Source organism: Endozoicomonas sp. 2B-B (assembly GCF_053470045.1).
This window is the reverse complement of record NZ_JBLZMU010000001.1, coordinates 4634974-4660752: the sequence shown is the minus strand read 5'-3', so window position 1 is coordinate 4660752 and position 25779 is coordinate 4634974. Positions and strand designations below refer to the sequence as shown.

23 protein-coding genes and 1 other RNA gene are annotated in these 25779 nt (G+C 49.9%); 19 read left to right on the top strand and 5 right to left on the bottom strand.

The window, feature by feature from the left end:
* Positions 1 to 226 precede the first annotated feature (226 nt).
* The gene (locus ACOMHB_RS18260; RefSeq protein ID WP_448217688.1) at positions 227 to 829 is read left to right on the top strand and encodes an NADPH-dependent FMN reductase; all 603 of its coding nucleotides are present in this window, start codon (positions 227 to 229) and stop codon (positions 827 to 829) included.
* Positions 830 to 1155: 326 nt separating this feature from the next.
* On the opposite strand, the gene ACOMHB_RS18255 is transcribed toward ACOMHB_RS18260, so the two are convergent.
* The 5 genes from ACOMHB_RS18255 to ACOMHB_RS18235 form a co-directional block, all read right to left on the bottom strand.
* Positions 1156 to 1758, bottom strand: a complete 603-nt coding sequence (locus ACOMHB_RS18255) for a glutamine amidotransferase-related protein (RefSeq protein ID WP_448217687.1) — start codon at positions 1756 to 1758, stop codon at positions 1156 to 1158.
* Between the two features lie 137 nt (positions 1759 to 1895).
* Entirely contained in the window at positions 1896 to 2468 is a 573-nt protein-coding gene (locus ACOMHB_RS18250) for a BON domain-containing protein (RefSeq protein ID WP_422134532.1), read from the bottom strand.
* 71 nt (positions 2469 to 2539) lie between these two features.
* Positions 2540 to 3124, bottom strand: coding sequence for a phosphoheptose isomerase (locus ACOMHB_RS18245; RefSeq protein WP_448217686.1), 585 nt, complete (start codon positions 3122 to 3124; stop codon positions 2540 to 2542).
* A gap of 236 nt (positions 3125 to 3360) precedes the next feature.
* Entirely contained in the window at positions 3361 to 3747 is a 387-nt protein-coding gene (locus ACOMHB_RS18240) for a YraN family protein (protein ID WP_422134530.1), read from the bottom strand.
* Positions 3719 to 5593 carry a penicillin-binding protein activator gene (locus tag ACOMHB_RS18235; protein ID WP_448217685.1) on the bottom strand — a complete coding sequence of 625 codons (1875 nt, stop codon included), beginning with the start codon at positions 5591 to 5593 and terminating at the stop codon, positions 3719 to 3721. The genes ACOMHB_RS18240 and ACOMHB_RS18235 overlap by 29 nt, the downstream gene beginning before the upstream one ends.
* Positions 5594 to 5803: 210 nt before the next feature.
* Between ACOMHB_RS18235 and rsmI the strand changes: the two genes are divergently transcribed.
* The 18 genes from rsmI to lpxC all read left to right on the top strand — a co-directional run bounded on the left by rsmI (position 5804) and on the right by lpxC (position 25695).
* Complete coding sequence (rsmI, locus tag ACOMHB_RS18230; RefSeq protein WP_422409359.1) at positions 5804 to 6640, top strand: 16S rRNA (cytidine(1402)-2'-O)-methyltransferase; 837 nt, start codon at positions 5804 to 5806, stop codon at positions 6638 to 6640.
* A 79-nt stretch (positions 6641 to 6719) separates the two neighbouring features.
* An RNA gene (gene rnpB / locus ACOMHB_RS18225) (RNase P RNA component class A) lies at positions 6720 to 7098 on the top strand.
* Positions 7099 to 7533: 435 nt separating this feature from the next.
* On the top strand, positions 7534 to 7989 hold the full coding sequence (gene mraZ / locus ACOMHB_RS18220; protein WP_422134527.1) for a division/cell wall cluster transcriptional repressor MraZ: 456 nt from the start codon (positions 7534 to 7536) through the stop codon (positions 7987 to 7989).
* Positions 7990 to 8013: 24 nt separating this feature from the next.
* Positions 8014 to 8946 (top strand): 16S rRNA (cytosine(1402)-N(4))-methyltransferase RsmH, encoded by a 933-nt coding sequence (gene rsmH, locus ACOMHB_RS18215; RefSeq protein ID WP_422134526.1) that lies wholly within the window; start codon positions 8014 to 8016, stop codon positions 8944 to 8946.
* 13 nt (positions 8947 to 8959) lie between these two features.
* Positions 8960 to 9256: a cell division protein FtsL gene (ftsL, locus tag ACOMHB_RS18210; RefSeq protein WP_448217684.1), complete on the top strand. Its 297-nt coding sequence runs from the start codon at positions 8960 to 8962 to the stop codon at positions 9254 to 9256.
* A complete protein-coding gene (locus ACOMHB_RS18205) occupies positions 9253 to 11034 on the top strand; it encodes a peptidoglycan D,D-transpeptidase FtsI family protein (RefSeq protein WP_448217683.1) in 1782 nt (593 codons plus the stop codon). Before ftsL ends, ACOMHB_RS18205 begins: the two co-directional genes overlap by 4 nt.
* Positions 11031 to 12557: a UDP-N-acetylmuramoyl-L-alanyl-D-glutamate--2,6-diaminopimelate ligase gene (locus tag ACOMHB_RS18200; protein ID WP_448217682.1), complete on the top strand. Its 1527-nt coding sequence runs from the start codon at positions 11031 to 11033 to the stop codon at positions 12555 to 12557. Before ACOMHB_RS18205 ends, ACOMHB_RS18200 begins: the two co-directional genes overlap by 4 nt.
* Entirely contained in the window at positions 12554 to 14011 is a 1458-nt protein-coding gene (locus ACOMHB_RS18195) for a UDP-N-acetylmuramoyl-tripeptide--D-alanyl-D-alanine ligase (RefSeq protein WP_448217681.1), read from the top strand. Before ACOMHB_RS18200 ends, ACOMHB_RS18195 begins: the two co-directional genes overlap by 4 nt.
* Positions 14011 to 15093, top strand: coding sequence for a phospho-N-acetylmuramoyl-pentapeptide-transferase (mraY, locus tag ACOMHB_RS18190; RefSeq protein WP_422134521.1), 1083 nt, complete (start codon positions 14011 to 14013; stop codon positions 15091 to 15093). The genes ACOMHB_RS18195 and mraY overlap by 1 nt, the downstream gene beginning before the upstream one ends.
* 26 nt (positions 15094 to 15119) lie before the next feature.
* Complete coding sequence (murD, locus tag ACOMHB_RS18185) at positions 15120 to 16475, top strand: UDP-N-acetylmuramoyl-L-alanine--D-glutamate ligase (RefSeq protein WP_448217680.1); 1356 nt, start codon at positions 15120 to 15122, stop codon at positions 16473 to 16475.
* Complete coding sequence (gene ftsW, locus ACOMHB_RS18180; RefSeq protein ID WP_448217679.1) at positions 16472 to 17659, top strand: putative lipid II flippase FtsW; 1188 nt, start codon at positions 16472 to 16474, stop codon at positions 17657 to 17659. The genes murD and ftsW overlap by 4 nt, the downstream gene beginning before the upstream one ends.
* A complete protein-coding gene (murG, locus tag ACOMHB_RS18175) occupies positions 17656 to 18744 on the top strand; it encodes an undecaprenyldiphospho-muramoylpentapeptide beta-N-acetylglucosaminyltransferase (protein ID WP_422134518.1) in 1089 nt (362 codons plus the stop codon). The genes ftsW and murG overlap by 4 nt, the downstream gene beginning before the upstream one ends.
* A complete protein-coding gene (gene murC / locus ACOMHB_RS18170; RefSeq protein ID WP_448217678.1) occupies positions 18734 to 20206 on the top strand; it encodes a UDP-N-acetylmuramate--L-alanine ligase in 1473 nt (490 codons plus the stop codon). Before murG ends, murC begins: the two co-directional genes overlap by 11 nt.
* A 2-nt stretch (positions 20207 to 20208) precedes the next feature.
* A complete protein-coding gene (locus tag ACOMHB_RS18165) occupies positions 20209 to 21237 on the top strand; it encodes a D-alanine--D-alanine ligase (protein WP_448217677.1) in 1029 nt (342 codons plus the stop codon).
* Positions 21209 to 21982 (top strand): cell division protein FtsQ/DivIB, encoded by a 774-nt coding sequence (locus tag ACOMHB_RS18160; protein WP_448217676.1) that lies wholly within the window; start codon positions 21209 to 21211, stop codon positions 21980 to 21982. The genes ACOMHB_RS18165 and ACOMHB_RS18160 overlap by 29 nt, the downstream gene beginning before the upstream one ends.
* Before the next feature lie 97 nt (positions 21983 to 22079).
* A complete protein-coding gene (gene ftsA, locus ACOMHB_RS18155; protein WP_422137126.1) occupies positions 22080 to 23318 on the top strand; it encodes a cell division protein FtsA in 1239 nt (412 codons plus the stop codon).
* Between the two features lie 175 nt (positions 23319 to 23493).
* The gene (gene ftsZ, locus ACOMHB_RS18150; RefSeq protein ID WP_422134514.1) at positions 23494 to 24687 is read left to right on the top strand and encodes a cell division protein FtsZ; all 1194 of its coding nucleotides are present in this window, start codon (positions 23494 to 23496) and stop codon (positions 24685 to 24687) included.
* Positions 24688 to 24780: 93 nt separating this feature from the next.
* Entirely contained in the window at positions 24781 to 25695 is a 915-nt protein-coding gene (gene lpxC, locus ACOMHB_RS18145; protein WP_422138477.1) for a UDP-3-O-acyl-N-acetylglucosamine deacetylase, read from the top strand.
* The last annotated feature ends 84 nt before the right edge of the window (positions 25696 to 25779 follow it).

The window sequence follows — 25779 nt, the reverse complement described above, 5'->3', positions numbered from 1 at the left end:
TTTGGTTTTTCTGACCAGGCTGGCTTCGCTTTAGCAGGGTGTTCTGGTTATTATTTCCCGGTGTTTGGTAATCGGAATAGTTATACCAGTCGTGCTTTCTAACTCCCGTGATGAGCGTGAGGCGTCATAGCCTTAGCTATGGCGACGTCGCCAACGCAGGATTAAGGCTCAAATCTTCAGCGCAACAGGGAGTTAGAAAGTTCGATTGGTATTAGAAGAGGTGTTGATGAACCTGACTATTATTAGCGGAAGCCACCGTAAGGAATCCCAGAGTGCTCGTATCAGTCATGTGCTCAAACTGCGTGCACAGGCACTGGCGCTGTTTGATCAGGTAGATATTCTTGATCTGGCAGAAAATCCTCTGCCATTGTGGGATGAGTCCATCTTTTCTGGCAATAAAGAGTGGAAGTCCCTTTTGGCTCCCTGGAAAGCCAGATTAAACGACAGTGATGCGATTATAGTGGTGTCGCCGGAGTGGAATGGCATGGTTCCTTCAGGTCTGAAAAACTTTTTCCTGATCTTCGGGGCGCAGCAGTTAGGACATAAGCCAGGCCTGATCACAGCTGTGTCTGCTGAGCAGGGCGGTTCTTATCCCGTTATGGAGTTGCGCTCAAGCAGCTATAAAAATTGTCGTCTCTGCTACATTCCAGATCACCTTATTGTACGAAATGTGGCTTCTGTTATGACGGGTGAAGATGCAGAAGCTGATCGCCAAATGCAAGAGCGTATGGATTACAGTCTTGTTGTCCTGAAAGAGTATGCTCTTGCGTTGAAAGGTGTGCGTGAAAGCGGTGTTATTGATCACAAGACTTTCCGGAACGGTATGTGAGTTTCATTCAGAGTGCGTTCATTGCGCTCTTCCCCCTCCTCTTCGGTGGTTATTCTCTCGTCTGAAAATGTGCGCTTGATAGGCTGAGAAATCCCGGATTTTTGGTTGCAGGTCTGAAATCCTTTTCTAAGCTATGGTCATGGTTATGCAGGAGTGTTTTATGAAGCGCAGCAGTCTGCTTCTCATTCTGGCTATCATCGTTCTCCTGATCGGACGATCAAGCCCTGTTACCAAAGATAGTCGTTCAATTACGACGAAAGACGCTCCTCGTATGAATCTTATGGATTCTTTTTCGGAACTCTGCAGTAGTCTCTTGGTTGAACTCACTAGCCTTTATTCTGCTTGGACGCCCATCTCATAAAGTTTAAAAAAAGCTGCTTGCCGTTATCGCCGGACACTTCAGGGTGAAACTGTACGCCAAGTATCGGGCGGTCATTGATGCTGATCGCTTCTACGTCGTAAAACTCCGACTCTGCCAGGATCCTTGTGTTCGCTCCTGCCTGAATGCCCTCGCAATGATCCTCTTTAAAGAGAGGGGGTGCTGGAAGGTCTTCAAAAAGGCCATGCTTTTCAAGAATAATGATGCTGTCTTGATCTCGTCTTTCCTGTCCCCTGAAGACTTGGCCACCATGTATCAGGGCGATTGCCTGATGACCAAGGCATATACCGAGGGTGGGTGGGAGAGGTTCCCGAAGGAATTCAAATTGTTGCATTAACGCCTCTGTTTTCTCAGGGCTGTCAGTAAACAGGAATGGACCGCCGGAAATAATGACGGCTGTTGCCTGTTTGAAATTGAATTGATTGGCGCTTTTCAAAGCAATAGTTTTGGAAGCTGTGCCCAGACTGGAAAGGGTCTTTTTTATCTCGGGAGTTGTGTTACTGCCGCAATCAATAACGATGACCTGGTTGGTTTTGATCTGATTCATCATACTCTCGGGAAATAAGGATGAGCGTTTATCAGGGGCTTTATACCAATTGAACTTTCTGACTCCCTATTGCGCTGAAGATGTCACTGGGAAGAAATAAAGGAAGAGGGAGCAAGGCGCAAGGCTTTCCCCTCATTCGATTACTGAATATATTCAAAGACTTTGACTATTTTCTGAACACCGCCAGTGTTTCTGGCAATATCCACTGCTGCCTGTGCCTGTCTGGGAGTAGTCAGTCCCATCAGGTAGACAGTGCCTTTTTCTGTATTGATCTTGATGCGGTCTGCAGAAACTTCTTCACTCTGGATCAGGTTCGCTTTCACCTTGGTGGTCAGCCAGGAGTCATTGCTCTGTTCAAGCAGGCTGGCATTACTGCCCAGAGTGAGTTCGTTGTAGACCTTGTCAACTTCTTTCACATTCCCGGCGGTTTCTTCTGCGAGGCGCTTAAGTTCATTACTGGATACCTGTCCGATTAAAAGCACTGTGCCATTGAAGCTGACGATTTTAATCCGGCTGTCTTTAAACCGTTCATCGGCTTTATTAATGTTAACGGCGGCTATGGTTTCGATGGTCTGGTCGTCTATCAAGTTGCCCCATGAGCGTTCAGTGGGGTCTGTTCGGATGGGGTCTTCATTGACGCTGCCGACAATGGTCGCACAGCCCCCCAGCAGAAAGAGTGAGCTAGTTAAAATCAGAGCGTTTAAACGCTTCACCTTGTTACCTCCTGGTGGGGGATGAATTAAACGTAGTCAGTCTTATAGTCAAAATAGTCTTTCATCGAGACTTACTCTCCGGAAAACAGGAACTCATCGATCAGGTCACACAGGCAATGAACGACCAGTTTATGAACTTCCCGAATACGTGGAGAGCTATTATCCGGAACCCGGATTTCAATATCTTCCGGATGCAGTAATCTCGCCATATCGCCACCGCTTTTACCCGTCAGGGCAATGACCTGGATATCGCGATCATGAGCGGCCTGAATAGCTTGAACGATATTGGGACAATTGCCCGATGTCGAGATCGCTAAAAGAATGTCGCCTTGTTGCCCCAATGCCCTGATTTGTTTTGAGAAAACTTCGTGAAAGCTGGTGTCATTAGCGATTGAGCTTAATATCAAATTGTCGGCGCACAGAGACATGGCTGGTAATGAAGGTCTTTCTCGTTCATAACGATTGAGCAGCGCGGAAACAAAATGCTGGGCATCTCCTGCGGAGCCGCCGTTTCCGCAGGCCAGGATTTTTCCTTCGTTAAGAAGGGTTTGCACCATAAGCTCGGATGCCTGGGCGATCAGGGGAGGTAAACAGTCAGCGGCACGAATTTTGGCGTCAATGCTGTCTGAAAAATGTTGTGTAATGCGCTCATGCATGTCTCAAAATCCCGAATAGTTCGACGCCGTGCGTTTCGCAACTGGCATTTTCTTTCGCTATGGGCATTAGAAAACCGTGAAAGCCTCATGAGTTCATGGCTAGCCAGGTACTTAATAGATCAGTTAGTTTACCGTGATTTTTTTTTCATTACCCCTTTTAAATACCATCATCCATTGGGGAAGTTAAGAGCGAGTGATGTTTACGCATTTTATCAGTTGTCAGGTTGCATACAGGTTTAAAAAATACCTTTGATCCATTCTATAGGCTTTTCGGAGTTTGCGTCATCATGGATGGATGCATTTTTGAGCAAAAGTGCATCGAAGCGGCAAAGCCTGTGCTGGTGGTTCGAGTGCAGGGCGAGAAAGTGATTGGCTGCTTTTCTGATTTTATTTTGCTTGCGGTAGGTAATGGACTCGGCAGCTGAACCAAATTGTGACTGTGATCTGAATCGGACTTCTACAAAAACCAGTGTTTCTTTTTCGAGCATGATCAGATCTATCTCTCCTGCTTTGCAGGCATAGTTTCTATTGACCAGCTTCATGCCCCGGGCTTTGAGGTATTCCAAAGCCCGGTTTTCTGCGCAAAGCCCCTTATTATTGAGAAGCTTTAATTGCCAGAACATCAGCTTTCCTTTGAATCGAAACAGGCAGTGCTCTCAGTCGACCATCCCGGAAGATTTGCCAGGAAAGCTCCCTCACCACATGGTGTTTGTTGTTAATGCTAAGCATGCCTGTCAGTCCTTCCAGACGACTGCCTGGCAGACTGGCAAGTTGTTGCAGGCGGGGATACAACTTAAAAGCGTCAGCTCCCATGGCGTAAAGACTGCCATACTGGCCTTTTGAGCTGCTCCAGGTGGCTTTTATATTGGACTCGAGACTGCTTTTCTGGCCAGGCAGGTACCAGGTCATTACAGGGATTCTGAGGTTGTTCAGATCCTGATCTCTGCCAGGGTCGACTCTACCGGAGTATGCGCTGGAAGTGGCATAAACAGGCAGCTTGCCAGCGAACTGGTAAGAGAGGGCAGGCTTGAGCTGGCGAGCTTCCTTGGGGTGGGAAGGCATGTAGATCATGTCAATATCGTGTCTTCTGCGGGGAGTAAAGCCCAGTGGCTCTCTCAGAACTCTGCTCAACTCTTTGGCACGTTTCTGGCTTTCGTCAACCAGCAGCGCCTGACCAGCCAGTTGGCTGAATTCGGTCTTGTTGTTGAATTTAGTAACACCGGCCACCTCGCCACCGAGTTTTGTCCATTCGGACACAAAGCTGTTGGAGGCTCTGTCACCCCATGAAGTCTCCGGGCGAAGTATCAGTACACGATGGTGTCCATCCAGAATGCCGCGACGGGCCACAGCTCTGCCTTCATCTTCGATGGATAGACCGTACTCGAAGAAGCTGTTGTTTTGTCCGGGGTTGCTCCTGCTGTCTTCGAGGTTGTTCAGTGCAAGAATTGTAAGGTTGTCGGGCGTATTTTCTTTTAACAGGCCGACGTTAGTTTTATCCAAAGGACCGATGATCAGTTTGGCACCTTCATTTTTGGCTTGGTTAGCCAGCTCGACAACGTTCTTGCCGTGAGTGTCCAGTATGCTCACTTCGGGTAGGGTCTCATCAGCAAGATTCTGGTGATAAGCAGCGAGAAAGCCGTCGCGAATGGCTCTGCCTGCAGAGGCCAGTGGGCCGCTGACAGGAAGAAGAAGAGCAATTTTGTCGGGCTGCTGAGTGCTGGCTGTCTGAAGCGCACTGATGTCTTTCGGCAGGTAGGTTGTTGCAGGGTGGCCAGGCCAGCGAGTTCGCCAGTGGCTCAAGTCGGCCAGTTGCTCGCTCACGGATTTGCCCGGGCGGTAAATCAGGGCAAGTTGCAGCCAGCCTTTCATGGTTCTGTTGTTAGTCTGACTGTCCAGGCTGATCAGGCGCTCTTCAGGTGCGTTAAGCAGGGTTTCCCAGAAGGCGTTGCGGCTCTTGGGTTGTTGGTCGAGTTCACTTATGTTGGACAGCATGCTCCATTCATCCAGCGCTGCAACGTACTCCCCGAAGCGGTTATACGCGCGTGCTTTGAGGATATGGCTTTGATCCAGAAGCCCGGTATTGCTGCTGTTAATGACGACAGCTCGATCCAGCCAGACAAATATTTCCCGGTTCTGCCCTGCCTGCTCAGCAATGCGGGCTCTTGCCACGGCCATTTCTGCTTTCAGAGTCTCGGGTAGCTCTTCATAATTCAGGCTGTTCAGAATGGTTTTTGCCCTGCCCATCTGGTTGTTGATCAATTGCCCGGCGGCCTTGATTTTGAGTCTTGCACTCTCCGGAAATGAGCTGCGTTCGGCTCGTTCCAGCAGTTGGTCTGCTCCTTCCGGGGCCAGTTCGTGGGTGGGTGCAGGCAGTTCAGCAACTTTGCTGGGCTGTAATGAGCACCCCGTAAGCACTGCGCTGATCAGCAGTGTATTGATGAGAATGCGTTTGGAAAGGTTCTGGCTCATAAAATCGGAGTCAACGACCGAACTGTTTTTGATCTCCCTATTCTACCTCAACAGGGTCATTGCGTCAGCCTGATGGACGTGGTTTGAGAAATCAGTTAGCTAAGGATTCTGTCAACGACGATATGATAAGAGTAAACTCATGGTCGTTTGATTCTTAATACTTCCCTTGCTATGAACGACCTTCATACTGGATAAATTGGCTGGCAGGATATGTCTGAAAGTGCACTTTTTGTTGTTTCGACCCCCATTGGTAATCTCGATGATATGACACCAAGAGCCATTGAGGTGCTGAAGCAGGTGTCAGTGATTGCGGCGGAAGATACCCGACACAGTCGCAAGTTACTCAATCACTTCGGGATCGATACCCCCATGATTCCCTGTCATGAGCATAATGAACGGCATCAGGCAGAGGTGTTGCTGGCTCGATTGCAGCAGGGTGATTCTGTGGCATTAATCAGTGATGCCGGAACGCCCCTGATTTCAGACCCGGGTTTTGTATTGGTGCGAATGGTCAGGGAGCAGGGTATTAAAGTGGTGCCTGTGCCAGGTGCCTGTGCGCTTGTGGCGGCTCTCTCGGTCAGTGGTTTGCCAACAGACAGGTTCTACTTTGAAGGCTTTCTACCGGCCAAATCCTCTGGTAGGAAGAAAAGGCTCGAAGCGCTGGGTGCGATGACCAATACCTGGGCTGTGTACGAATCTACACACCGAATTCTCGATAGCCTTGCTGATTTTCGGGAAGTGTTGGGTGGAGACCGGTACGTTGTGTTGGCCAGGGAGTTGACCAAAACATTTGAGACGGTGCTGGCGGGCAAGGTAGAAGCGTTGGAGAAAATACTGCAGGAAGACTCCAATCAGTGTCGTGGCGAGTTTGTGGTTTTGGTAGAGGGGGCTGAGGAGCAGAAGCAAGAGGCTGTTGATCCTGAAACCGCTAAATTACTGCAACGGCTGCTGCAGGAGTTGCCCGCTAAAAAAGCCGCTGCCGTGATTGCAGATGTTTCCGGGTATCGCAAGAAGCAGCTCTATGAGCTGTCACTCGCAATGAAATAAGTTGTAATTGATTCAGATAATAAGTTTGTGAAATGAACGAATTGCAGTGAGGGGAATCATTCGGTAGTATTCGCCGCCTCGAGTTGGCCGGGCAGTCGCTGTCAGTTACTGTTTCAGTATCTGGTGGAGGAAAGTCCGGGCTCCAAAGGGTACGGCGCCAGGTAACGCCTGGGGGGCGAGAGCCTACGGAAAGTGCAGCAGAGAGCAGACCGCCTAAGTCACCATGCGGTGACCGGTAAGGGTGAAAGGGTGTGGTAAGAGCGCACCGCGTGACTGGTAACAGTTCACGGCATGGTAAACCCCGCCTGGAGCAAGACCAAATAGGAATCCTGAAGGTGTGACCCGCACTGGATTCGGGTAGGTTGCTTGAGGTGTCTGGTGACAGGCATCCCAGATGAATGATTGCCCAGACCTGTCTTCAGGTTGGACAGAACCCGGCTTACAGGCCAACTCGAGATTTACTTTTTCTTCCGCTATCCATTACCCGAATCTAACCGGAAACGGCTTTTTCAGGTGTCACTGACCGGTCAGCAGATCGCTGGTGCTTTGGGTATCAAAATCGTCAATTGTCTGAAATTTTTACAATTTTTTTCGGGCGCTTTTCCTGCTTCATGGGCTTAAACAGCTCTCCTCTTCAAGCTGCTCATTTTTATGCACTTTTTTAATGCAGGGCACTGTGTGTGAGGTCTCTGGAGGAGTCAATTATTTGACCCATCAGACAGATTCTGACCTTGACGTGGGTTTTTCAGGTTTCTATAGTGTGCTTCAGTGGAGTAAAGTGGATAAATGTGGAGTTAAGTGTGCATTACGTGGAGAAAAGGGATGTCGGTTAACACGTTTTCTCTTCGGACTGTGGCCTGCCATTCTGGCTGAATTGACTAGAGGGAAGCGGTTTGTTTCGTGGGGTTAATGCCATCAACCTCGATGCCAAAGGGCGTCTTGCAATACCTACCCGTTATCGGCAGGTGTTGAAAGATCGTTGTGAGGGCAGTCTGGTGGCGACCATTGATACCGATGAGCCCTGTCTCCTGATTTATCCACAGGATGAGTGGGAGGCTATTCAGGCAAAGATTGAAGCCCTGCCCAGTTTTCATCCGATGACACGCCGAATACAAAGACTTCTTATTGGTCACGCTACCGACATTGATATGGATGGCAGTGGACGAGTTTTAGTGCCTCCCTTGCTCAGGGATTATGCGGGTATGGATAAGCGCTGCATTTTGCTGGGACAAGGCAAAAAATTTGAACTGTGGGATGAAGCCTGCTGGAACCAGAGACGAGATGATTATCTTCACGAAGCCAGTGGGTCCGCTGAAGTGCCCGCTGAGCTCCAGTCTTTGTCCCTCTGATGGGTATTTGCCCGGACAAGATAGATGACATTGCAAGAGCAATCAGATCAGCATATTACTGTGCTGCTAGAAGAAGCGGTTGAAGCTTTGGTTACAGATCCTGACGGGCTCTATGTCGACGGGACATTTGGTCGTGGCGGTCACAGTCGTGCAGTCCTGGAAAAGCTGTCTGACAGAGGCAGGCTGGTAGGCATCGACAAGGACCCGAGAGCGATCGCTGCAGCCCGGGAGCTGGCTGAAACGGATAGCCGTTTTTCCATTTATCATGGCTCTTTTGCTGATTTGGAAGAGGCCCTTGATGGTCAGAAAGTAGAAGGTGTTCTGCTTGATCTGGGGGTTTCTTCGCCGCAGTTGGACAACGCCGAGCGAGGTTTCAGCTTCATGCAGGATGGTCCGTTGGATATGCGGATGAATACCACGCAGGGAGAAAGTGCAGCTGACTGGATTAATCGTGCGCAAGAGCAAGAAATCAGCAAGGTGATCTGGGAACTCGGCGAAGATCGTTTTTCGCGCAGAATTGCTCGGGCCATCGTCAGGGAAAGGGAAGGAGAGCCTATTACGACCACGAAACGTCTGGCAGGAATTATTGCTTCTGCCAGCCCTTCCAGAGAGAAGAACAAGCATCCGGCTACCCGTGCTTTTCAGGCCATTCGCATCCATATCAATCGCGAACTGGATGATCTGGTGGATTGTCTGGATGCTGCATTGGAAGAGCTCAAACCAGGTGGGCGTCTGGTGGTTATCAGTTTTCACTCACTGGAAGACAGGATTGCCAAAAGGTTTATCAGAAAGCAGTCCAGAGGCGATGAGTTGCCGCGCTGGATTCCGGTGACGGAAGATCAGCTTAACAAACGAATGCGGCCCGTCGGTAAAGCGATCAAGCCCGGCGAGCAAGAGGTCAAAGCTAATCCAAGAGCGAGGAGTGCCGTCATGCGAATTGCTGAGAAGCTAATCTGACAAGGCTGTAAAAATGGACAGACAACCGCTGCAGGCTTTGTTTCGCAAATCTGGTTTAGTCAGTGTGATGTTGCTGGCCGGTGTTCTTGTGTCAGGGGTGGCTGTGAGCTTTGTCAAGCATGAAAACAGACTGCTTCACAATGAACTTCAACAGGCGTTTGAGCAGAGAAACAAAGCCCAGGTTGAATGGGGGAAGTTGCTTCTGGAGCACAGTTCCCTGACCAGTCCGGGGCGAGTGGAAAGAATTGCAAGGGATGAATTGAACATGGAAGTGCCTGATGCTGGAAGTATAAAAATGGTGATGCCGTGAAGACTGCAGCAAGACCGGCCAGTGCCAGCAGGAAAAAACAGGCTGGCGAGGAAAAGGCTCTGCCTTACCGCTGGCGAGTAAAGCTTTTGCAGATCTTGTTTATAATGGCTGGCCTGGTGATTGGTTATCGTCTCGTAGATCTTCAGGTTTTAAATCGTCATTTTCTTCAGAGCGAAGGTGATAAACGCGCTGTTCGCCATGAGTCCATACCGGCTCATCGGGGCGTCATATTTGATCGAAACGGTAAGATTTTGGCGGTAAGTGCCCCTGTGATGACCGTATGGGCTGACCCTCAGGACTTGATCAAGGCACCAGAGCACTGGCATAAGCTGGCATTTGCGCTCAAGGTTGATGAAAGCTGGCTGGCAAAAAAGATAACAAGCAACGCAGCAAAGGAATTTATCTATCTTAAACGTCAGATGACACCGGAGCAGAGTGAGAAAGTCGAAGCTCTGAAAGTGCCCGGCGTGCATATTCTTGACGAACAGCGACGTTACTACCCTATGGGTGAAGTGACATCGCATCTGGTAGGCATTACCGGTATTGATGATAAAGGTCAGGAAGGGCTGGAGCTGGGATATGATCATTGGTTAACCGGCTCCGAGGGAACTCGCAGGCTGCTGAAAGATCGCCGGGGTCGCCTTGCCAGAGAGGCCGAACTCGTGAAAAGCGCCCAACCCGGTAAGGAATTGATGCTCAGTATTGATTCCAGGCTCCAGTATATGGCTTATCGTGAGCTGAAAAGTGCTGTAGAAAAGGCCAAAGCCACAGCGGGCTCGCTGGTGATGATGGATGTCCAGACCGGAGAGATTCTGGCTATGGTCAATCAGCCGTCCTACAACCCGAATAATCGTACCGGGCTTCAGCCTTACCGAATGAGAAACCGGGTGATGACTGACCTGGTGGAGCCGGGCTCTACTCTCAAGCCTTTTACTGTCGCGGCAGCCATGGAGACCGGCAAGTATGATCGCTATACCCGGATTAAAACCGGCGTTGGCTACATGCGTGTTGGACAAAATGCGGTTAAGGATGTCAGGGGGTTTGGAACCATTGATGTCGAAACTGTTTTGAAAAAGTCCAGCAATATCGGCGTGAGCAAGATGGCACTGGATATCGGTGTCGATAAGGTTGTAGATCTGCTGCGCCGCGTGGGTATCGGGCAGAGCCCGGGAACGGGTTTTCCCGGAGAGAGGGCTGGGTTTCTCCCTTACAAGGATCGCTGGAGCGACATTGAAGTGGCTACCCTGTCCTTTGGTTATGGCTTGACAGTCACGCCATTACAGCTGGCGCAAGCCTATTCTGTGCTGGGGTCTGGTGGCTTACTCAGGCCAGCATCACTGATCAAGCGTGATGTGGCACCTGATGGTGTTCGGGTTATGGATGAAGATGTAGCACACGATGTTATGGAAATGCTTGGCAAAGTGGTGGGTAAAGGAGGGACTGGTTGGCGCGGTGCCGTCAAGTCCTACAATGTGGGTGGCAAAACGGGAACGGTTAAAAAAGTGGGTGGCAGTGGCTACCTTGAAGATCGTTACGTGGGTCTCTTTGCCGGTGTGGCTCCTGTGGGAAATCCTCGCATTGCTACTGTTGTCATTATTGATGACCCGGCTGGTCAGGATTACTACGGTGGCGTCATAGCCGGTCCGGTGTTTTCCAGGGTCAATGGTCAGGCTTTGCGGATGCTGGGTGTCAGACCCAGTGAAGAAAAGGTACTGACAGCTAAAAGACCCGGTCTGGAGCAGACCGGAGTTATGAAAATGAAACAGGATGGAACATGACCTCGTGTCAAATGACGTCTTTAAATGAAGTGCTGGCGGAGCTGAATCATCCTCCACTGGATGAAGACAAGACCCTCACAGGACTGACCCTCGACAGCCGCAAGCTGATCGGGGGTGAGCTGTTTCTGGCTGTGCCAGGGCTGAGTTCTGACGGTCGGGCGTTTATTGGTGCGGCCTTGGAGGCGGGCGCCTCTGCAGTGCTGGTTGATTCAAGTGGGGAGTCATTTTCTGAGACTGAATTTCTGGTCGGTAAACCTGTTATTTTTATCGAAAACTTAAAAACGCACATTAGCTTTCTTGCCGATCGATTCTATCGACAGCCGTCCACAAAGCTGAAGCTGATTGGCGTGACAGGAACCAATGGCAAAACCTCAACCTGTTGGTATGCAGCGCAGCTACTCTCTCTTCTGGGTGAGCCTTGTGCGGTGATGGGAACCCTGGGTAAAGGTCTTCCAACTGAGCTGGAACCCTGTCTGAATACTACTTCAGACCCTGTATCGACACAGGGCTTTATGGCTGAACTGGTGAGCAGAGATGTGTCTTCCATGGCCATGGAGGTTTCTTCTCATGGGCTGCATCAGGGGCGCGCAGATCAATTAGCGTTTGAAGTAGGCGTTTTTACAAATATCAGTCGTGATCATCTTGATTATCACAAAACGATGGACGCTTATGCAAAAGCCAAGGCTCTGCTTTTTGCCAACGGTCGTGTCAAAAAAGCGGTGATTAATCGGGATGATGACTATAGCGAACTGATGCTGTCCAGTTGTTCCGGTGTTACTGAAGTGTTTACTTTCTCTATGACCTCTGATCAGGCAGATATTACGGCTCGAAATATCCTCCTGGATTCAGGTGGAGTCAAGGCTGACCTTTATACGCCATGGGGTAAGGGACAGTTGAGGACGACTCAGCTGGGTCGTTTCAGTCTCGAAAATCTTTTGGCTGTTATCGGGGCGGTATGCTGTCAGGGTTATTCCCTGGAGCGAGTGCTTGAAAAGGTCCCTCAACTGAGCACTGTACCGGGAAGAATGCAAAGGTTGGGTGGTGGTCAGAAACCGGTGGTAGTGGTGGATTATGCTCATACTCCGGATGCCCTGGTGAGTGTCCTGAAAGCGTTGAGAGAGCACGGCGCTGCAAAATTAATCTGTGTCTTTGGGTGCGGTGGTGATCGTGATCGGGGTAAGAGGCCTCTCATGGCCCTAGCTGCTATGGAGGGTGCAGATGAAGTGATCGTGACCAGTGATAATCCCAGAAGTGAAGATCCTGAAGAAATAATCAGAGATACACTGACGGGAGTAGATCTGGCAGGTAGGCCAGTGACATCTGTCATCAATCGCGCAGAGGCTATTCGACAGGCTGTCAACAAGGCTGCTGTCGGCGATATTGTTGTTATCGCAGGCAAAGGACACGAGGATTATCAGGAGGTTAACGGCGTCAGGCATCACTTTGATGACAGTGAAGAAGCTGCAAAAGCCTTGAATCTCTGGCAGTCATCAACGTGTTCAGCCGGTGAGAGGGTAATATGATTCGTCCATTTACCCTTTCTGAAATAACCCATGAGCTTCAGGGGATTCTTCTGAGGGGGGATTCTGGTGCTGATACCACTATAACCGGTATAAGCATTGATACCAGAACCCTCGAGCAAGGTGATCTTTTTGTCGCCATCAAGGGCCCTCGGTTTGATGGTCATGCCTATGCGGATCAGGCTGAGGTTGCAGGCGCTGCGGCGGTCGTGGTTCAGGTGCCAGTTCCAGGTCTGGGAATTCCCCAGATTCAGGTCCAGGACACTGATCAGGCACTGGGACGACTGGGGCAGTTTAATCGTGAGTGTTTTCATGGCCCTGTCGTGGCAGTAACAGGAACCTGTGGCAAGACATCGGTCAAAGAGATGCTGGCCTCTGTCTTCGAGCAGGTTGGTAAGGTTCTGGCCACCCGGGGGAATTTAAATAACGCTTATGGTGTGCCTCTGACCCTGTTCAGGCTGGAAGCAGATCAGCAGCATGCAGTGATTGAGTTAGGAACCAGTTCCCCTGGAGAGATTGATTACATCACTCGCCTGACCGAACCGGATGTTGCCATCATTACCAATGCCTCAGAGAACCATCTCAAAGATTTGTTAACGCTTGAGGGCGTTATTCATGAGAAGGGTTTTATTCTCGACGGTCTCAAAAAAAATGGTATTGCCGTACTGAATTTAGATGATCCCAGCTTTCAACGCTGGAAACAGAGAGCTTTGAGACAGCCTGATCGAAAAGTGTTGTCCTTCAGTCTGAATAAGCGAGAAGCCGATGTGTTTGCCTCAGAGGTGTCTTCAACGTCTGAAGGTATGAGCTTCAGGTTGCATGTTGTTCAGGGAGGCATCGAAAAAGAGGCAAACGTGAAGCTGTCTTTCTGGGGGAAACATCAGGTTCAGAATGCCTGTTGTGTGGCCGCAGCGGCGTCTGCTGTCGGACTAGGGCTGGACATTATTGTCAGTGGATTGGAAAATGCCCGGCCTTATCAACAAAGAGGGACTCGTTACCCCCTGTCGGAGGGCCTTCTGGTCATCGACGAAAGTTATAACGCCAGTCCGATTGCCACTCTTGCTGCCATCGACCAGCTGGCAGACTGCGAGGGTAAAACCATCATGGTACTGGGAGACATGCTGGATCTTGGTGAGGTGAGTGAAGCCCGGCATGTTGATGTAGGTGAGTATGCTGCTACCCGGCATATTGATTGTTTTGCTGCCTATGGTGAGGCGACTGTCGCCTCTGTTGATGCATTCAGTCGTGAACTTCGCGGGGCTCAACGAGGCATGAAGGCAAAACATTTAAATGATAAAGAGGCTCTCTCGAACTGGGTAAAAAGTCGGATACAGGCGTTCAGAGAGCAACAGGCGGATTGTCCCATCACGGTTCTCGTCAAGGGATCGAATGGAATGAAAATGTTGGATGTAGTCAGATCCCTGGTGGGATCAGAATTTAAGGGAGAGCGCTGCTGATGCTGCTCTGGCTTGCGGAATTTCTAACGCAATACTATCACGGCTTTGCCGTTTTTAAATACCTCACACTCAGAGCTATTCTGGGTGTGCTTACTGCATTGGGAATGGGGCTCTGTCTCGGGCCCTACATGATTCGTCGGCTGAGCTACCACCAGATTGGTCAGGCAGTGCGTGATGATGGTCCACAATCTCACCTCAGCAAGGCTGGAACCCCGACTATGGGTGGGGCATTGATTCTGGTTTGTATTGCAGTCAGTACGCTACTATGGGCCAATCTGAGCAATCGCTATATCTGGGTAGTTTTGCTGGTAACAGCGGTATTCGGAATTGTTGGCTGGGTGGACGACTACCGTAAGGTGGTGGAAAAAAATTCAAGGGGCCTGCCAGCGCGCTGGAAGTTTTTCTGGCAGTCGGTCGCTGGATTGGGAGCAGCTGTCTTCCTCTACGCTACGGCTAATTCACCGGTAGAGACCAGTCTGATTGTACCTTTCTTCAAAAATATCGTCATTGATCTTGGGCCCTTTTTTATTGTACTGGCTTACCTGACCATTGTCGGTTGCAGTAATGCTGTGAATCTGACAGATGGTCTGGATGGTCTGGCGATCATGCCTACCGTTCTGGTGGCTTCTGCACTGGCAGTTTTTGCTTATGCCAGCGGTCATGTGAATTTTGCCCAGTACCTGCTCATTCCTTTTGTGCCTGGCTCGGGAGAGTTGGTGGTTTTTTGTGCCGCTATCGGTGGCGCGGGTCTGGCGTTTCTCTGGTTTAATACCTATCCCGCACAGGTTTTTATGGGGGATGTAGGTGCTTTGGCTCTCGGAGCAGCATTAGGTGTACTGGCGGTCATTGTGCGTCAGGAAATTGTGCTGGTCATTATGGGGGGGGTTTTTGTGATGGAGACGGTATCGGTGATTCTCCAGGTGGCTTCGTTCAAGCTCACCGGGCGCAGAATATTCCGTATGGCTCCACTGCACCATCATTTTGAATTGAAGGGTTGGCCTGAGCCCCGGGTGATTGTCCGCTTCTGGATTATTACCCTGATTCTGGTCCTGATTGGTCTTGCGTCACTGAAGATTCGTTAACACACTTTGCTCGGGAAAAAATCCGCGTGTCAGCACTGATAAGCTCAAATCGTACAAGGGTAGTCGTAGGACTCGGCAAGACCGGAATGTCCTGTGTGCGATATCTTGCTGAAAGACAACGCCCATTTAAAGTGATGGATACCCGGAATAACCCGCCAGGCATAGACGAACTCAAAACTGCTTTTCCGAATGTTCCTGTCCATCTGGGTGGATTGAACACTCAGTGGCTGAATGGAGCCGATGAGTTGATTCTCAGTCCCGGTATTGCTCTGGCTACTCCTGAGATTGCTGAGGCTGTAAGTAGAGGTGTTGAAGCCGTTGGTGATATTGAGCTGTTCTGTCGCGAGGTGAATAAACCTGTCGTTGCCATAACTGGCTCTAACGGCAAGAGCACGGTCACAACTCTGCTGGGAGAGATGGCTCAAGAGGCCGGTTTGGGTGTTGCTGTGGGTGGCAATATTGGTACTCCAGCTCTTGAGCTTCTTGAGAAAGAAAATGTCGATCTCTATATCCTGGAATTGTCCAGCTTCCAGCTGGAAACCACTCATTCTTTACGTGCAGCCGCCGCGACGGTACTGAATATCAGTCCTGATCATATGGATCGTTATGAGACCATGATTGACTACCATAAGGCAAAGCAGCGTATATACCGCGGTTGTATGCATGCGGTATACAACAAGCAGGATGCTCTGACTGTGCCTCTTCTTCCCCAGGCTACTCCCGCAACAGCGTTTACTTCCGGCAAGCCTGATTTACACGACTATGGCCTGATCGGGGATGAAGAAGGTATGTGGCTTTGTAAAGGTGTCGAAAGACTCATCAATACAGCGGTCATGAAGTTGCCGGGTCGTCACAATCAATTGAATGCACTGGCTGCACTGGCCCTGGGTGAGTCAGTGGGTATCCCGATGACACCCATGCTGAAGACTCTGAGCCGCTTCACAGGTCTTTCTCATCGATGCCAATGGGTAGCGGAAAAAAACGGTGTGGTCTGGATTAATGATTCCAAAGCCACCAATGTCGGTGCATCGGTTGCGGCCATTGAAGGTCTGGGTGAGACCCTGACCGGAAAAATTGTTCTCATTGCCGGTGGGGACGGCAAGGGGGCGGACTTTAATCAGCTGAAACAGCCATTACAAAAGTTCGGTCGTGAGCTTGTGCTGATAGGGCGTGACGCACCTGATATTGATAAAGCCGTCAATGGCGTTATCCCGGTTCAATATGTTAAGAGTCTGGCTGCTGCAGTAGATCGTGCCTGCGAAGTCAGTGAAAGCGGTGATGCGGTCCTGCTGGCTCCTGCTTGTGCCAGTTTTGATATGTTCGAGAGTTTCGAGCAGCGTGGCGATACCTTTATGACTCTGGTCAGGGAGCGTCTTGCATGACTTTACACCAGAAGTTTCTCAGCGAAATAAGATCGCCTTTTACAGGCCGCCGTGGCAGTGTTCTTGATCTGCCGCTGCTGGGTGCTGTGCTGGGACTTCTTGTGATTGGTTTGATTATGGTCAGTTCCGCTTCTATGGAAGTGGCGGGCAGTCTTTATTCCAATCCGTTTTATATCCTCATCAAGCAGGCTTTTTTTGTTTTCGTCGGACTGTCGCTGATGGGTGTCATTTTGATGGTTCCGGTGACAACTATTGAGAAATACAGCTGGCTTTCACTTTTTGGTGGTCTGGGGCTGCTGCTGGCTGTGTTGGTTGTGGGTCGGGAGGTCAATGGCAGTGTTCGCTGGATTCCTCTGGGCTTTTTCAATCTGCAGGCATCAGAAGCGGCCAAATTGATGATTGTCGTTTACCTTGCGGCCTACCTGGTGCGTCGGTTGGAGGAAGTCAGAACCAGATGGACAGGCTTTTTCAAGCCTATGACTATTCTTTTTGTCTCATCTCTACTGTTGCTGATGGAGCCAGACCTTGGAGCGCTTGTGGTGTTGATGGGCGCTTCCATGGGAATGATTTTTCTGGCAGGCGCCAGACTCTGGCAATTCGTTATTCTGTTCCTGGTGCTGGTTGGGTCTATTGCCGCCCTGATTGTTTTTGAACCTTATCGCATGGCACGCCTGGCTTCTTATATGGACCCCTGGGCTAATGCTTTTGGTAGTGGCTATCAGTTGACTCAGTCCCTGATTGCTTTTGGGCGAGGTGAATGGTTTGGTGAGGGATTGGGTAATAGTCTGCAAAAGCTGTTCTATTTACCGGAAGCTCATACAGATTTTGTCTTTGCCGTTCTGGCTGAAGAGTTTGGTGTCCTTGGAGCAGTCTCTGTCCTGACTCTGATTCTGTTTATTTCCTGGAGAGCGCTGCAAATCGGTTACCGGGCAGAAGCAAAAAAACTTCTGTTTCATGGCTACGTTGCCTATGGAATCGGCTTGTTGTATAGCAGTCAGGCGTTGATCAATATTGCTGTAAATACCGGGTTGCTGCCCACAAAAGGTTTGGCGTTGCCTCTGATCAGTTATGGGGGTAGTAGCCTGTTGATAAACTGCCTGGCTTTTGGATTGTTGCTGCGGATTGATTATGAACGACGGCAGTTTAATGTCAAAACAGATAATAAAAGCAGGGGAGTGTCATGAGTACTACTGACAAACCTACTGTTTTAATAATGGCGGGTGGTACCGGTGGGCATATTTTCCCGGCGCTGGCCACTGCCAGAGAACTTGAGAGGCGTGGCTACACTATTCACTGGTTGGGTACGGCCAACAGTATGGAAGCTGAACTGGTGCCGCGCCACGGATTTGAAATCAGCTTTATCCCGGTCACCGGATTGAGAGGTAAAGGCTTGAGCTTTTTACTAAAAGCGCCCTGGAAGCTCGCTGTTTCACTGTTTCGTGCCTTGAAAGTGATTCGAAGCTGCAAGCCTGTGTGTGTTCTGGGAATGGGTGGCTTTGCAACAGGACCGGGTGGGGTGGCCGCACGTTTGTCGGGTGTTCCCCTGGTGGTTCACGAGCAGAATGCGATTGCAGGCTTCACGAACAAGGTTTTATCAAGAGTTGCCCGCAAAGTATTGTTGGCTTTTCCCGGTGCTTTTGGTCCAGAGAGTGGCTCTGGCAAATTTATTCTGACCGGTAATCCGGTGAGAGCCGATATTGCAAATCCGGATTTACCTTCCCAACTGAATGGCAGGGCTCTAAGGCTGTTGGTGGTTGGTGGCAGTAGTGGCGCTGTAGCCATCAACGAGTTGGTTCCAAAAGTACTCACCCGGTTTAAAGGTCGCTTCGAGGTTTGGCATCAAACTGGCAGAAATAATCTCGATGCTACCCGTGAGTCTTATCGTGCTTTGGGTGTGGAGGGGCGCGTAGAACCCTTTATCGATGATATGGCTGGTGCCTATGAGTGGGCTGATCTGGTGATTTGTCGCTCTGGAGCCCTCACCGTTTCAGAGCTGGCGATGGCCCGAAGAGCGGCCCTGCTGGTGCCTTATCCCCATGCTGTTGATGATCATCAAACGGTCAATGGTCAGTACCTGGTTAATCAGGGGGCCGCCATGATGGTGCAGCAGAAAGAACTGAGCGAAACCTGTCTGATCAATATGTTAGAGAATTTTGTGGGCAATCCTGAGCAGCTGGTGACTATGGCCAGGGCTGCAGGCAGTGTCGCCAGGCCTATGGCGGCTGTGGAAGTAGTTGATCATTGTCTGGAGGTGGCTCATGCCCGCTAATAAGCCTATTTTTCCTGTGGCTCCTATACCTGAAATGCGTCGTATAAAAAATATTCATTTTGTTGGCATAGGTGGTTCGGGCATGTGCGGCATCGCAGAAGTGCTTAAGAACCAGGGGTATCAGATCTCTGGATCAGATATTCAACGCTCACCGGTAACCCAACGTTTGGAAGATCAGGGAATTAAAGTCTTTATTGGTCATCAAGCTGCGAATGTTGAGGGGGCGGATGTAGTGGTCACTTCTGCAGCAGTCGCTTCGGAGAATCCGGAAGTGGTTACGGCAAGAGAGCTGCGTGTACCCGTAGTCCCCAGAGCTGAGATGCTGGCGGAACTGATGCGCTACCGTCATGGTATCGCAGTGGCAGGCACCCACGGCAAGACTACCACGACCAGTCTGTTGGCCTCGGTGTTGGGCTATGGTGGTCTGGATCCTACTTTTGTGATTGGCGGTCGTCTGAATTCAGCCGGTACCAATGCCAAGCTGGGAGGCAGTCGCTACCTCGTGGCAGAAGCGGATGAGTCAGATGCATCTTTCCTGCATCTGCAACCGATGGTTTCTATTGTCACCAACATTGATGCAGATCATATGGCTACCTACGAAGGAAGCTTTGACAAGTTAAAGAAAACCTTTGTGAGTTTTCTTCACAACCTGCCATTTTATGGTCTGGCTGTGGTCTGTACAGACTGTCCTGTGGTAAAAGAACTGTTACCATTAATTAAACGACAAGTTATTACTTATGGTGAAAGTGAGGGGGCCGATTTCCGGGCTGTTAATATTCAGCAAAAGGGTATGAAGACCTCTTTTGAGCTGGAGCGGAAATCTAAAGGCAATAAAAAGGTAAAAGTTGAGCTGAATATTCCAGGCCGTCACAATGTTCTCAATGCACTTGCCACTTTTATAGTTGCATCGGATGAAGGAATGCCTGATGAAGTGATCTGTGAAGGACTCAGGCAGTTCCAGGGTGTTGGCAGACGATTCCAGGTGCAGGGGTACTTTCAGACTGAGTCTGCCCAGATGATGCTCGTTGATGATTATGGGCACCACCCGACAGAGGTGGCGGCAACGATCAAGGCTATCCGCGCTGGATGGCCAGACAGGCGGCTGGTTATGGTTTATCAGCCACACCGCTATTCGAGAACCCGGGATCTTTACGAAGATTTCGTTGAGGTGCTGTCCCAGGTGGATGTCTTACTTTTGATGGAAGTCTATCCGGCAGGAGAAGAGCCGATTCCGGGTGCAGATACACGAAGCCTCTGTCGAAGTATTCGTCAAAGAGGCCAGCTGGAGCCTATCTTTATCTCCAGTCCTGATGAAGTTAGTACTGTTTTGCAAGGTGTTGTTGAAGACAATGACCTGGTTTTGACCCAGGGGGCCGGAGATATCGGTGCTTTGGCTGTGAGACTGACAACAGAGCTGGGTGAAAAACTGGACGATATAATTCAGGACGGAAAGGTAGCTTAAAGATGTATAGCCAGGACCAGGGTCAAGTTGCCATTGATGCAGACAGTGATGAGCTAAAAAGAGTATTCGGTAAAGTCGCGGTATTACTGGGTGGTTGTTCAGCTGAGCGGGAAGTAAGTCTTGCATCTGGTAAACGAATCTTTGAAGCCCTGAAAACCAGTGGCATAGATTGTTGTCTTATTGATCCAATCGAGGGGCTGGTCTCACAGCTGGTGGAACAGAAGCCTGATCGCGTTTTTATTGCTTTGCATGGTCCCCGCGGTGAGGATGGTACGGTGCAGGGACTGCTTGATCAAATGGATATTCCTTATGCGGGCAGTGACATTATGTCTTCAGCATTGGCCATGGACAAATACAGAAGCAAACTGCTCTGGCAAGCGGTTGGTTTACCCACCCCGGACTTTATGCTGATTGAGCAGGCTGAAAGCCTTGATTGCTGTGCAGAAATATTGCCGGCTTTCGTAAAGCCCAGTTTGGAAGGCTCCAGTGTAGGGATTACAAGGGTTGATCGGGAGCAGGATCTGTTGCCAGCCTGGGAGCAGGCTTCAAAATACGGTGGTTCTGTGCTGGTGGAGCAGTTTATTGATGGTCCTGAATATACGGTTTCGATTCTCAATGGTCAGCCTTTGCCTGCTATTCGAATCGAATCGGCAGAGTCTTTTTATGATTATGACGCTAAATATGTTTCAGGAAATACTCAATACCACTTACCCAGTGGTCTGTCTGAAAGCAAGGAGCAAGAACTTCAGGCTCTGGCACTGACCGCTTTCGAAACACTGGGTTGCTCTGGTTGGGGTCGAGTCGACTTTATGCAGGACGAAAGAGGACGCTTCTGGCTGCTTGAAGCAAATACTGTACCTGGTATGACTGAAACGAGTCTTGTTCCTATGGCCGGAAAGTCAGTGGGTTTGAGCTTTGAAATATTGGTTCTGGAGATTCTGAAGTCGTCCCTGTTACCGGCTCGTCAGAAAGAGGGTGGAGGAATAAAGGGAAGCAAAGAGCTTGTTCAAACTGAATCAGAAGCCACTTGACGACTCTGGCAGGCGCGGTCGTGGGGCGAGTCGGGGAATAGAGAAAAAGCTGGCTCGGCCCGGATTGTGGAGACGCTGGTTAGGATTGACTGTCATCTGTGTTCTGGCCGTGTCTTTGCTCTGGATTTGGCCGACATTGATGATGTGGGTTAATCAGCCGATAGCACGGGTGGAAGTGCGTTCTACGTTCAATTATCTGGAACGTGGTGATGTTGAAAAACAGCTGGCCCCCTGGTTGGTCAATCGGTTTTTTTACCTTGACCTGGAAGAGATGAGAAGGGCTGTCCTGGATATGCCCTGGGTAAGGGAAGCCAGTCTGCGACGTGAGTGGCCGGATACTCTGATCGTCAGTCTGGAAGAGCGAAAACCGATTGCCCGTTGGCAGGATGACGGTTTGATTGATGAAGACGGAGAAGTTTTCAGACCCGGATCTCTGGAGGCCTTCAGTAAGCTGCCAAAGCTGGCAGGGGTGGAGGATCGTTCTCAGGATATAATGCAGCAATACCTGGCGTTTAGTCAGGTGATCAGGCCCCTGGGAGTTGCCGTTAGAGAGTTGCGGCTCAGTACAACGGATTCCTGGTGGCTGAAAGTAGATCACGTTGATGTCAATCTCGGGCGTGATCGCAGAATGGAAAGATTGCAGCGTTTTATCAGGTTGTATTATGCAAGGCTCGATGATCGCTGGCAGGATGTAAAGCGCGTTGACTTGCGCTATTTGAATGGGGCTTCGGTGGCCTGGAAATAGTCATGAAAACGTCATTATGCGTTTTCGTGGCAACACTGGAGTAGTGGGTTCGGCGCACTGACTATTTTGGTCAGAGTGGTTTGGGATGATAGATGCCATGACAGCGGCAGATAACGGAAATTTAATAGTCGGACTCGACATTGGAACTTCCAAAGTTGTAGCGATCGTCGGTGAGATAACCGCAGATGGCCAGCTGGAAGTGATCGGGATCGGCTCACATACCTCACGGGGTCTGAAGCGTGGTGTTGTTGTCAATATTGACTCTACAGTCCATGCCATAAAAAGGGCTGTGGAAGAGGCTGAGTTGATGGCCGGTTGTCAGATTCACTCCGTTTACGCCGGCATCGCAGGTAATCATATACGCAGCCTGAACTCCCACGGAATTGTTGCTATCAGGGAGAGAGAGGTTACCAGTGCCGATATTGACAGGGTGATTGATGCCGCCCAGGCTGTTGCCATTCCGGCAGATCAGCGAATTCTTCATATTTTGCCTCAGGAATATGTGATTGATACCCAGGAAGGTGTGAAGGAACCATTGGGCATGTCAGGAGTGCGTCTGGAAGCGAAAGTGCATCTGGTGACCTGTGCTGTCAATGCAGCGCAGAATATTGAGAACTGTATTAAACGATGTGGTCTTGAAGTAGACGACATTATTCTGGAGCAGTTGGCTTCGAGCTATTCAGTGCTTTCAGAAGATGAGAAAGAGCTCGGTGTGTGCATGGTTGATATTGGAGGTGGCACCACCGATATTGCTATCTTCACTGAGGGAGCCATACGACATACGGCAGTTATTCCTATAGCGGGTGATCAGGTCACCAATGATATTGCCATGGCTCTGAGAACACCCACTCAGCATGCTGAAGAACTTAAGATCAAATATGCCTGCGCTCTTACCCAACTGGCGCGTGCTGAAGATATGATCAAGGTTCCGAGTGTTGGAGACAGGGCAGCCAGAGAGCTATCTCGACAGTCGCTGGCAGAGGTGGTTGAGCCAAGATACGACGAGCTGTTTACACTGATTCAGGCGGAATTGAGACGAAGTGGTTTTGAAGATCTCATTCCGGCCGGTATCGTGCTGACGGGTGGTACGTCCAAAATGGAGGGTGCCGTAGATCTGGCAGAAGAAATTTTTCACATGCCGGTCAGGCTCGGCATGCCTCAGGCCATTCAGGGGTTGACAGATGTCGTTTGTAATCCTATTTATGCAACAGGTGTCGGCCTGCTTCACTATGGTTTGAAAGCTCAACAGGAAGGGCGAAGGGAAACGGCCAGTTTCAGCAGACAGGAAGAAAGTCTGTTCAATCGGCTTAAAAAATGGTTTCAAGGTCAATTCTGATTGAGGGTTGGGTAGCAATCAACAGAATTAATCCTGCAGAAGGCAATGGCTTGATTGTCATTGGCTAAACAGGGGCACACTGCATGCAGGGTGTTCCTGCAGGAAAGTGATTGAAGTTTAATGGCATTTAATATTCAGAAAATATCCTGTTTACGGTGACAGAAAGGAGAGAGCCATGTTTGAACTGGTGGATAATGTTCCGCAGGAAGCGGTGATAAAGGTTGTAGGCGTAGGTGGCGGTGGCGGTAATGCAGTCTGCCACATGTTGAACAGTCGGCTGGAAGGTGTTGAGTTTATCTGTGCTAATACGGATGCCCAGGCTCTGAAAAAACAGCACCTTCAGGCTCATACCCATCTGCAACTGGGAGCCAATATTACTCGTGGCCTCGGGGCTGGAGCAAATCCGGAGGTCGGTCGTGATGCAGCGATGGAAGACAGAGACCGTATTTCTGAAGTGTTGGCGGGCTCTGACATGGTTTTCATCACTGCCGGTATGGGAGGAGGTACAGGTACAGGTGCTGCTCCGGTTGTGGCTGAAATTGCCAGAGAGATGGGGGCTCTGACCGTAGCGGTGGTGACCAAGCCGTTTTCTTTTGAAGGTCGCCGCAGAATGACAGTGGCTGAAGAGGGGCTGAATCAGTTAAAAGAGAGCGTAGACTCCCTGGTCTGTATTCCTAATGAGAATCTTCTGCCTGTTTTGGGTCGTGATGTCAGTTTGCTGAACGCTTTTGGTGCAGCAAATGACGTACTGCTGGGCGCAGTTCAGGGTATTTCAGAATTGATTACCCGTGACGGCCTGATTAATGTTGACTTTGCTGACGTCCGGACTGTTATGTCTGAAATGGGCATGGCTATGATGGGTACAGGTTCAGCCACAGGCAGCAACAGAGCGATTGAAGCGGCCGAGCGAGCTATCCGAAGTCCTCTCCTGGAAGACGTCAACCTTCAGGGGGCTCGCGGAGTGTTGGTTAATATTACTGCTGGTCTCGATCTTTCTGTGGGTGAATTTCATGAAGTGGGTGACACTGTTCGTGAATTTGCTTCCGATAATGCCACCACTGTAGTAGGTACAGTTATCGATCCGGAAATGACGGATGAATTAAGAGTGACTGTTGTTGCCACTGGTCTGGGAGACAGTGACGAAAAGCAGGAACAGTCCCTTAAGGTGGTTGATGGTTCCAAGCCAAGGGCGACCCGTCCAGACGGTACCCTGAACCTCAAGGAGCTTGATATTCCTCCTCATGTTCGCAAGAAAGCAGCTGAACAGCCCGAGGTAGAGGAAGCTGAAAAGCCCCGCAGGCAAGCACCATCAACTGACAATGTGGATTACCTGGATGTACCGGCGTTTTTGCGCCGACAGGCTGATTGAATCAATGACCGGTTGTGTCATGTGTAACTTTTGTTACAATAAGTCGTTGAATTCAAATAACAGGGGCCTTTGAGGTCGCGGAATAGCGTTATCATGATCAGACAGCGTACCCTGAAAAATATTATTCGAGCTACGGGAGTGGGGTTACATTCCGGTGAGAAGGTCTATTTGACTCTTAAGCCGGCTCCCGTCGATACCGGCATTATCTTCTGTCGCACAGATCTTGATCCTGTGGTGGAAATTCCTGCTCGTGCAGAAAATGTCGGAGAAACTACCCTGTGTACCTCTTTGCAGAAAGACGGTGTTCGGGTAGACACCGTTGAACACCTGCTTTCGGCAATGGCTGGTCTGGGAATCGACAATGCTTATGTCGAATTGAGCGCCCATGAAGTTCCGATCATGGACGGTAGCGCGGGACCTTTTGTTTTCCTTATCCAGTCTGCTGGTATTCAGGAGCAGGAGGCAGCCAAGAAATTTATCCGTATCAAGAAAGAAGTGACCGTCACTGATGGTGAGAAAACAGCTACTTTCAAGCCTTATGACGGCTTCAAAGTCAGTTTTACTATCTATTTTGACCACCCTGTTTTCAAAGGTCGTTCACAGACCTCTGAGATTGATTTTTCCAGTACTTCTTTCGTAAAAGAAGTCAGCCGTGCCCGTACCTTCGGATTCATGCGTGACGTTGAGTATCTGCGTTCACAGAATCTGGCTTTGGGAGGCAGTGTTGACAACGTTGTAGTGGTTGATGACTACCGTATTCTGAACGAAGACGGATTGCGCTACCATGATGAGCTGGTTAAACACAAGATTCTGGACGCCATCGGTGATCTGTACCTATTAGGTAATAGTCTGGTTGGCCAGTTCGTTGGCTACAAGTCCGGACACGAATTAAACAATAAGCTGGTCCGTTCTCTGCTGGAGAATGAAAAAGCCTGGGAAGTAGTGACATTTGAGGATACTGAAGTGGCACCGATTTCCTACCTTAAGCCGGCTGCGGTTACTGCTTAACTCATATAGTCACCTTTCATTGAAGGTCACAGAAGCGACCTTTTTTGGAATCTATACTGGTTAAATGAGGCATCTGGTTTTTAA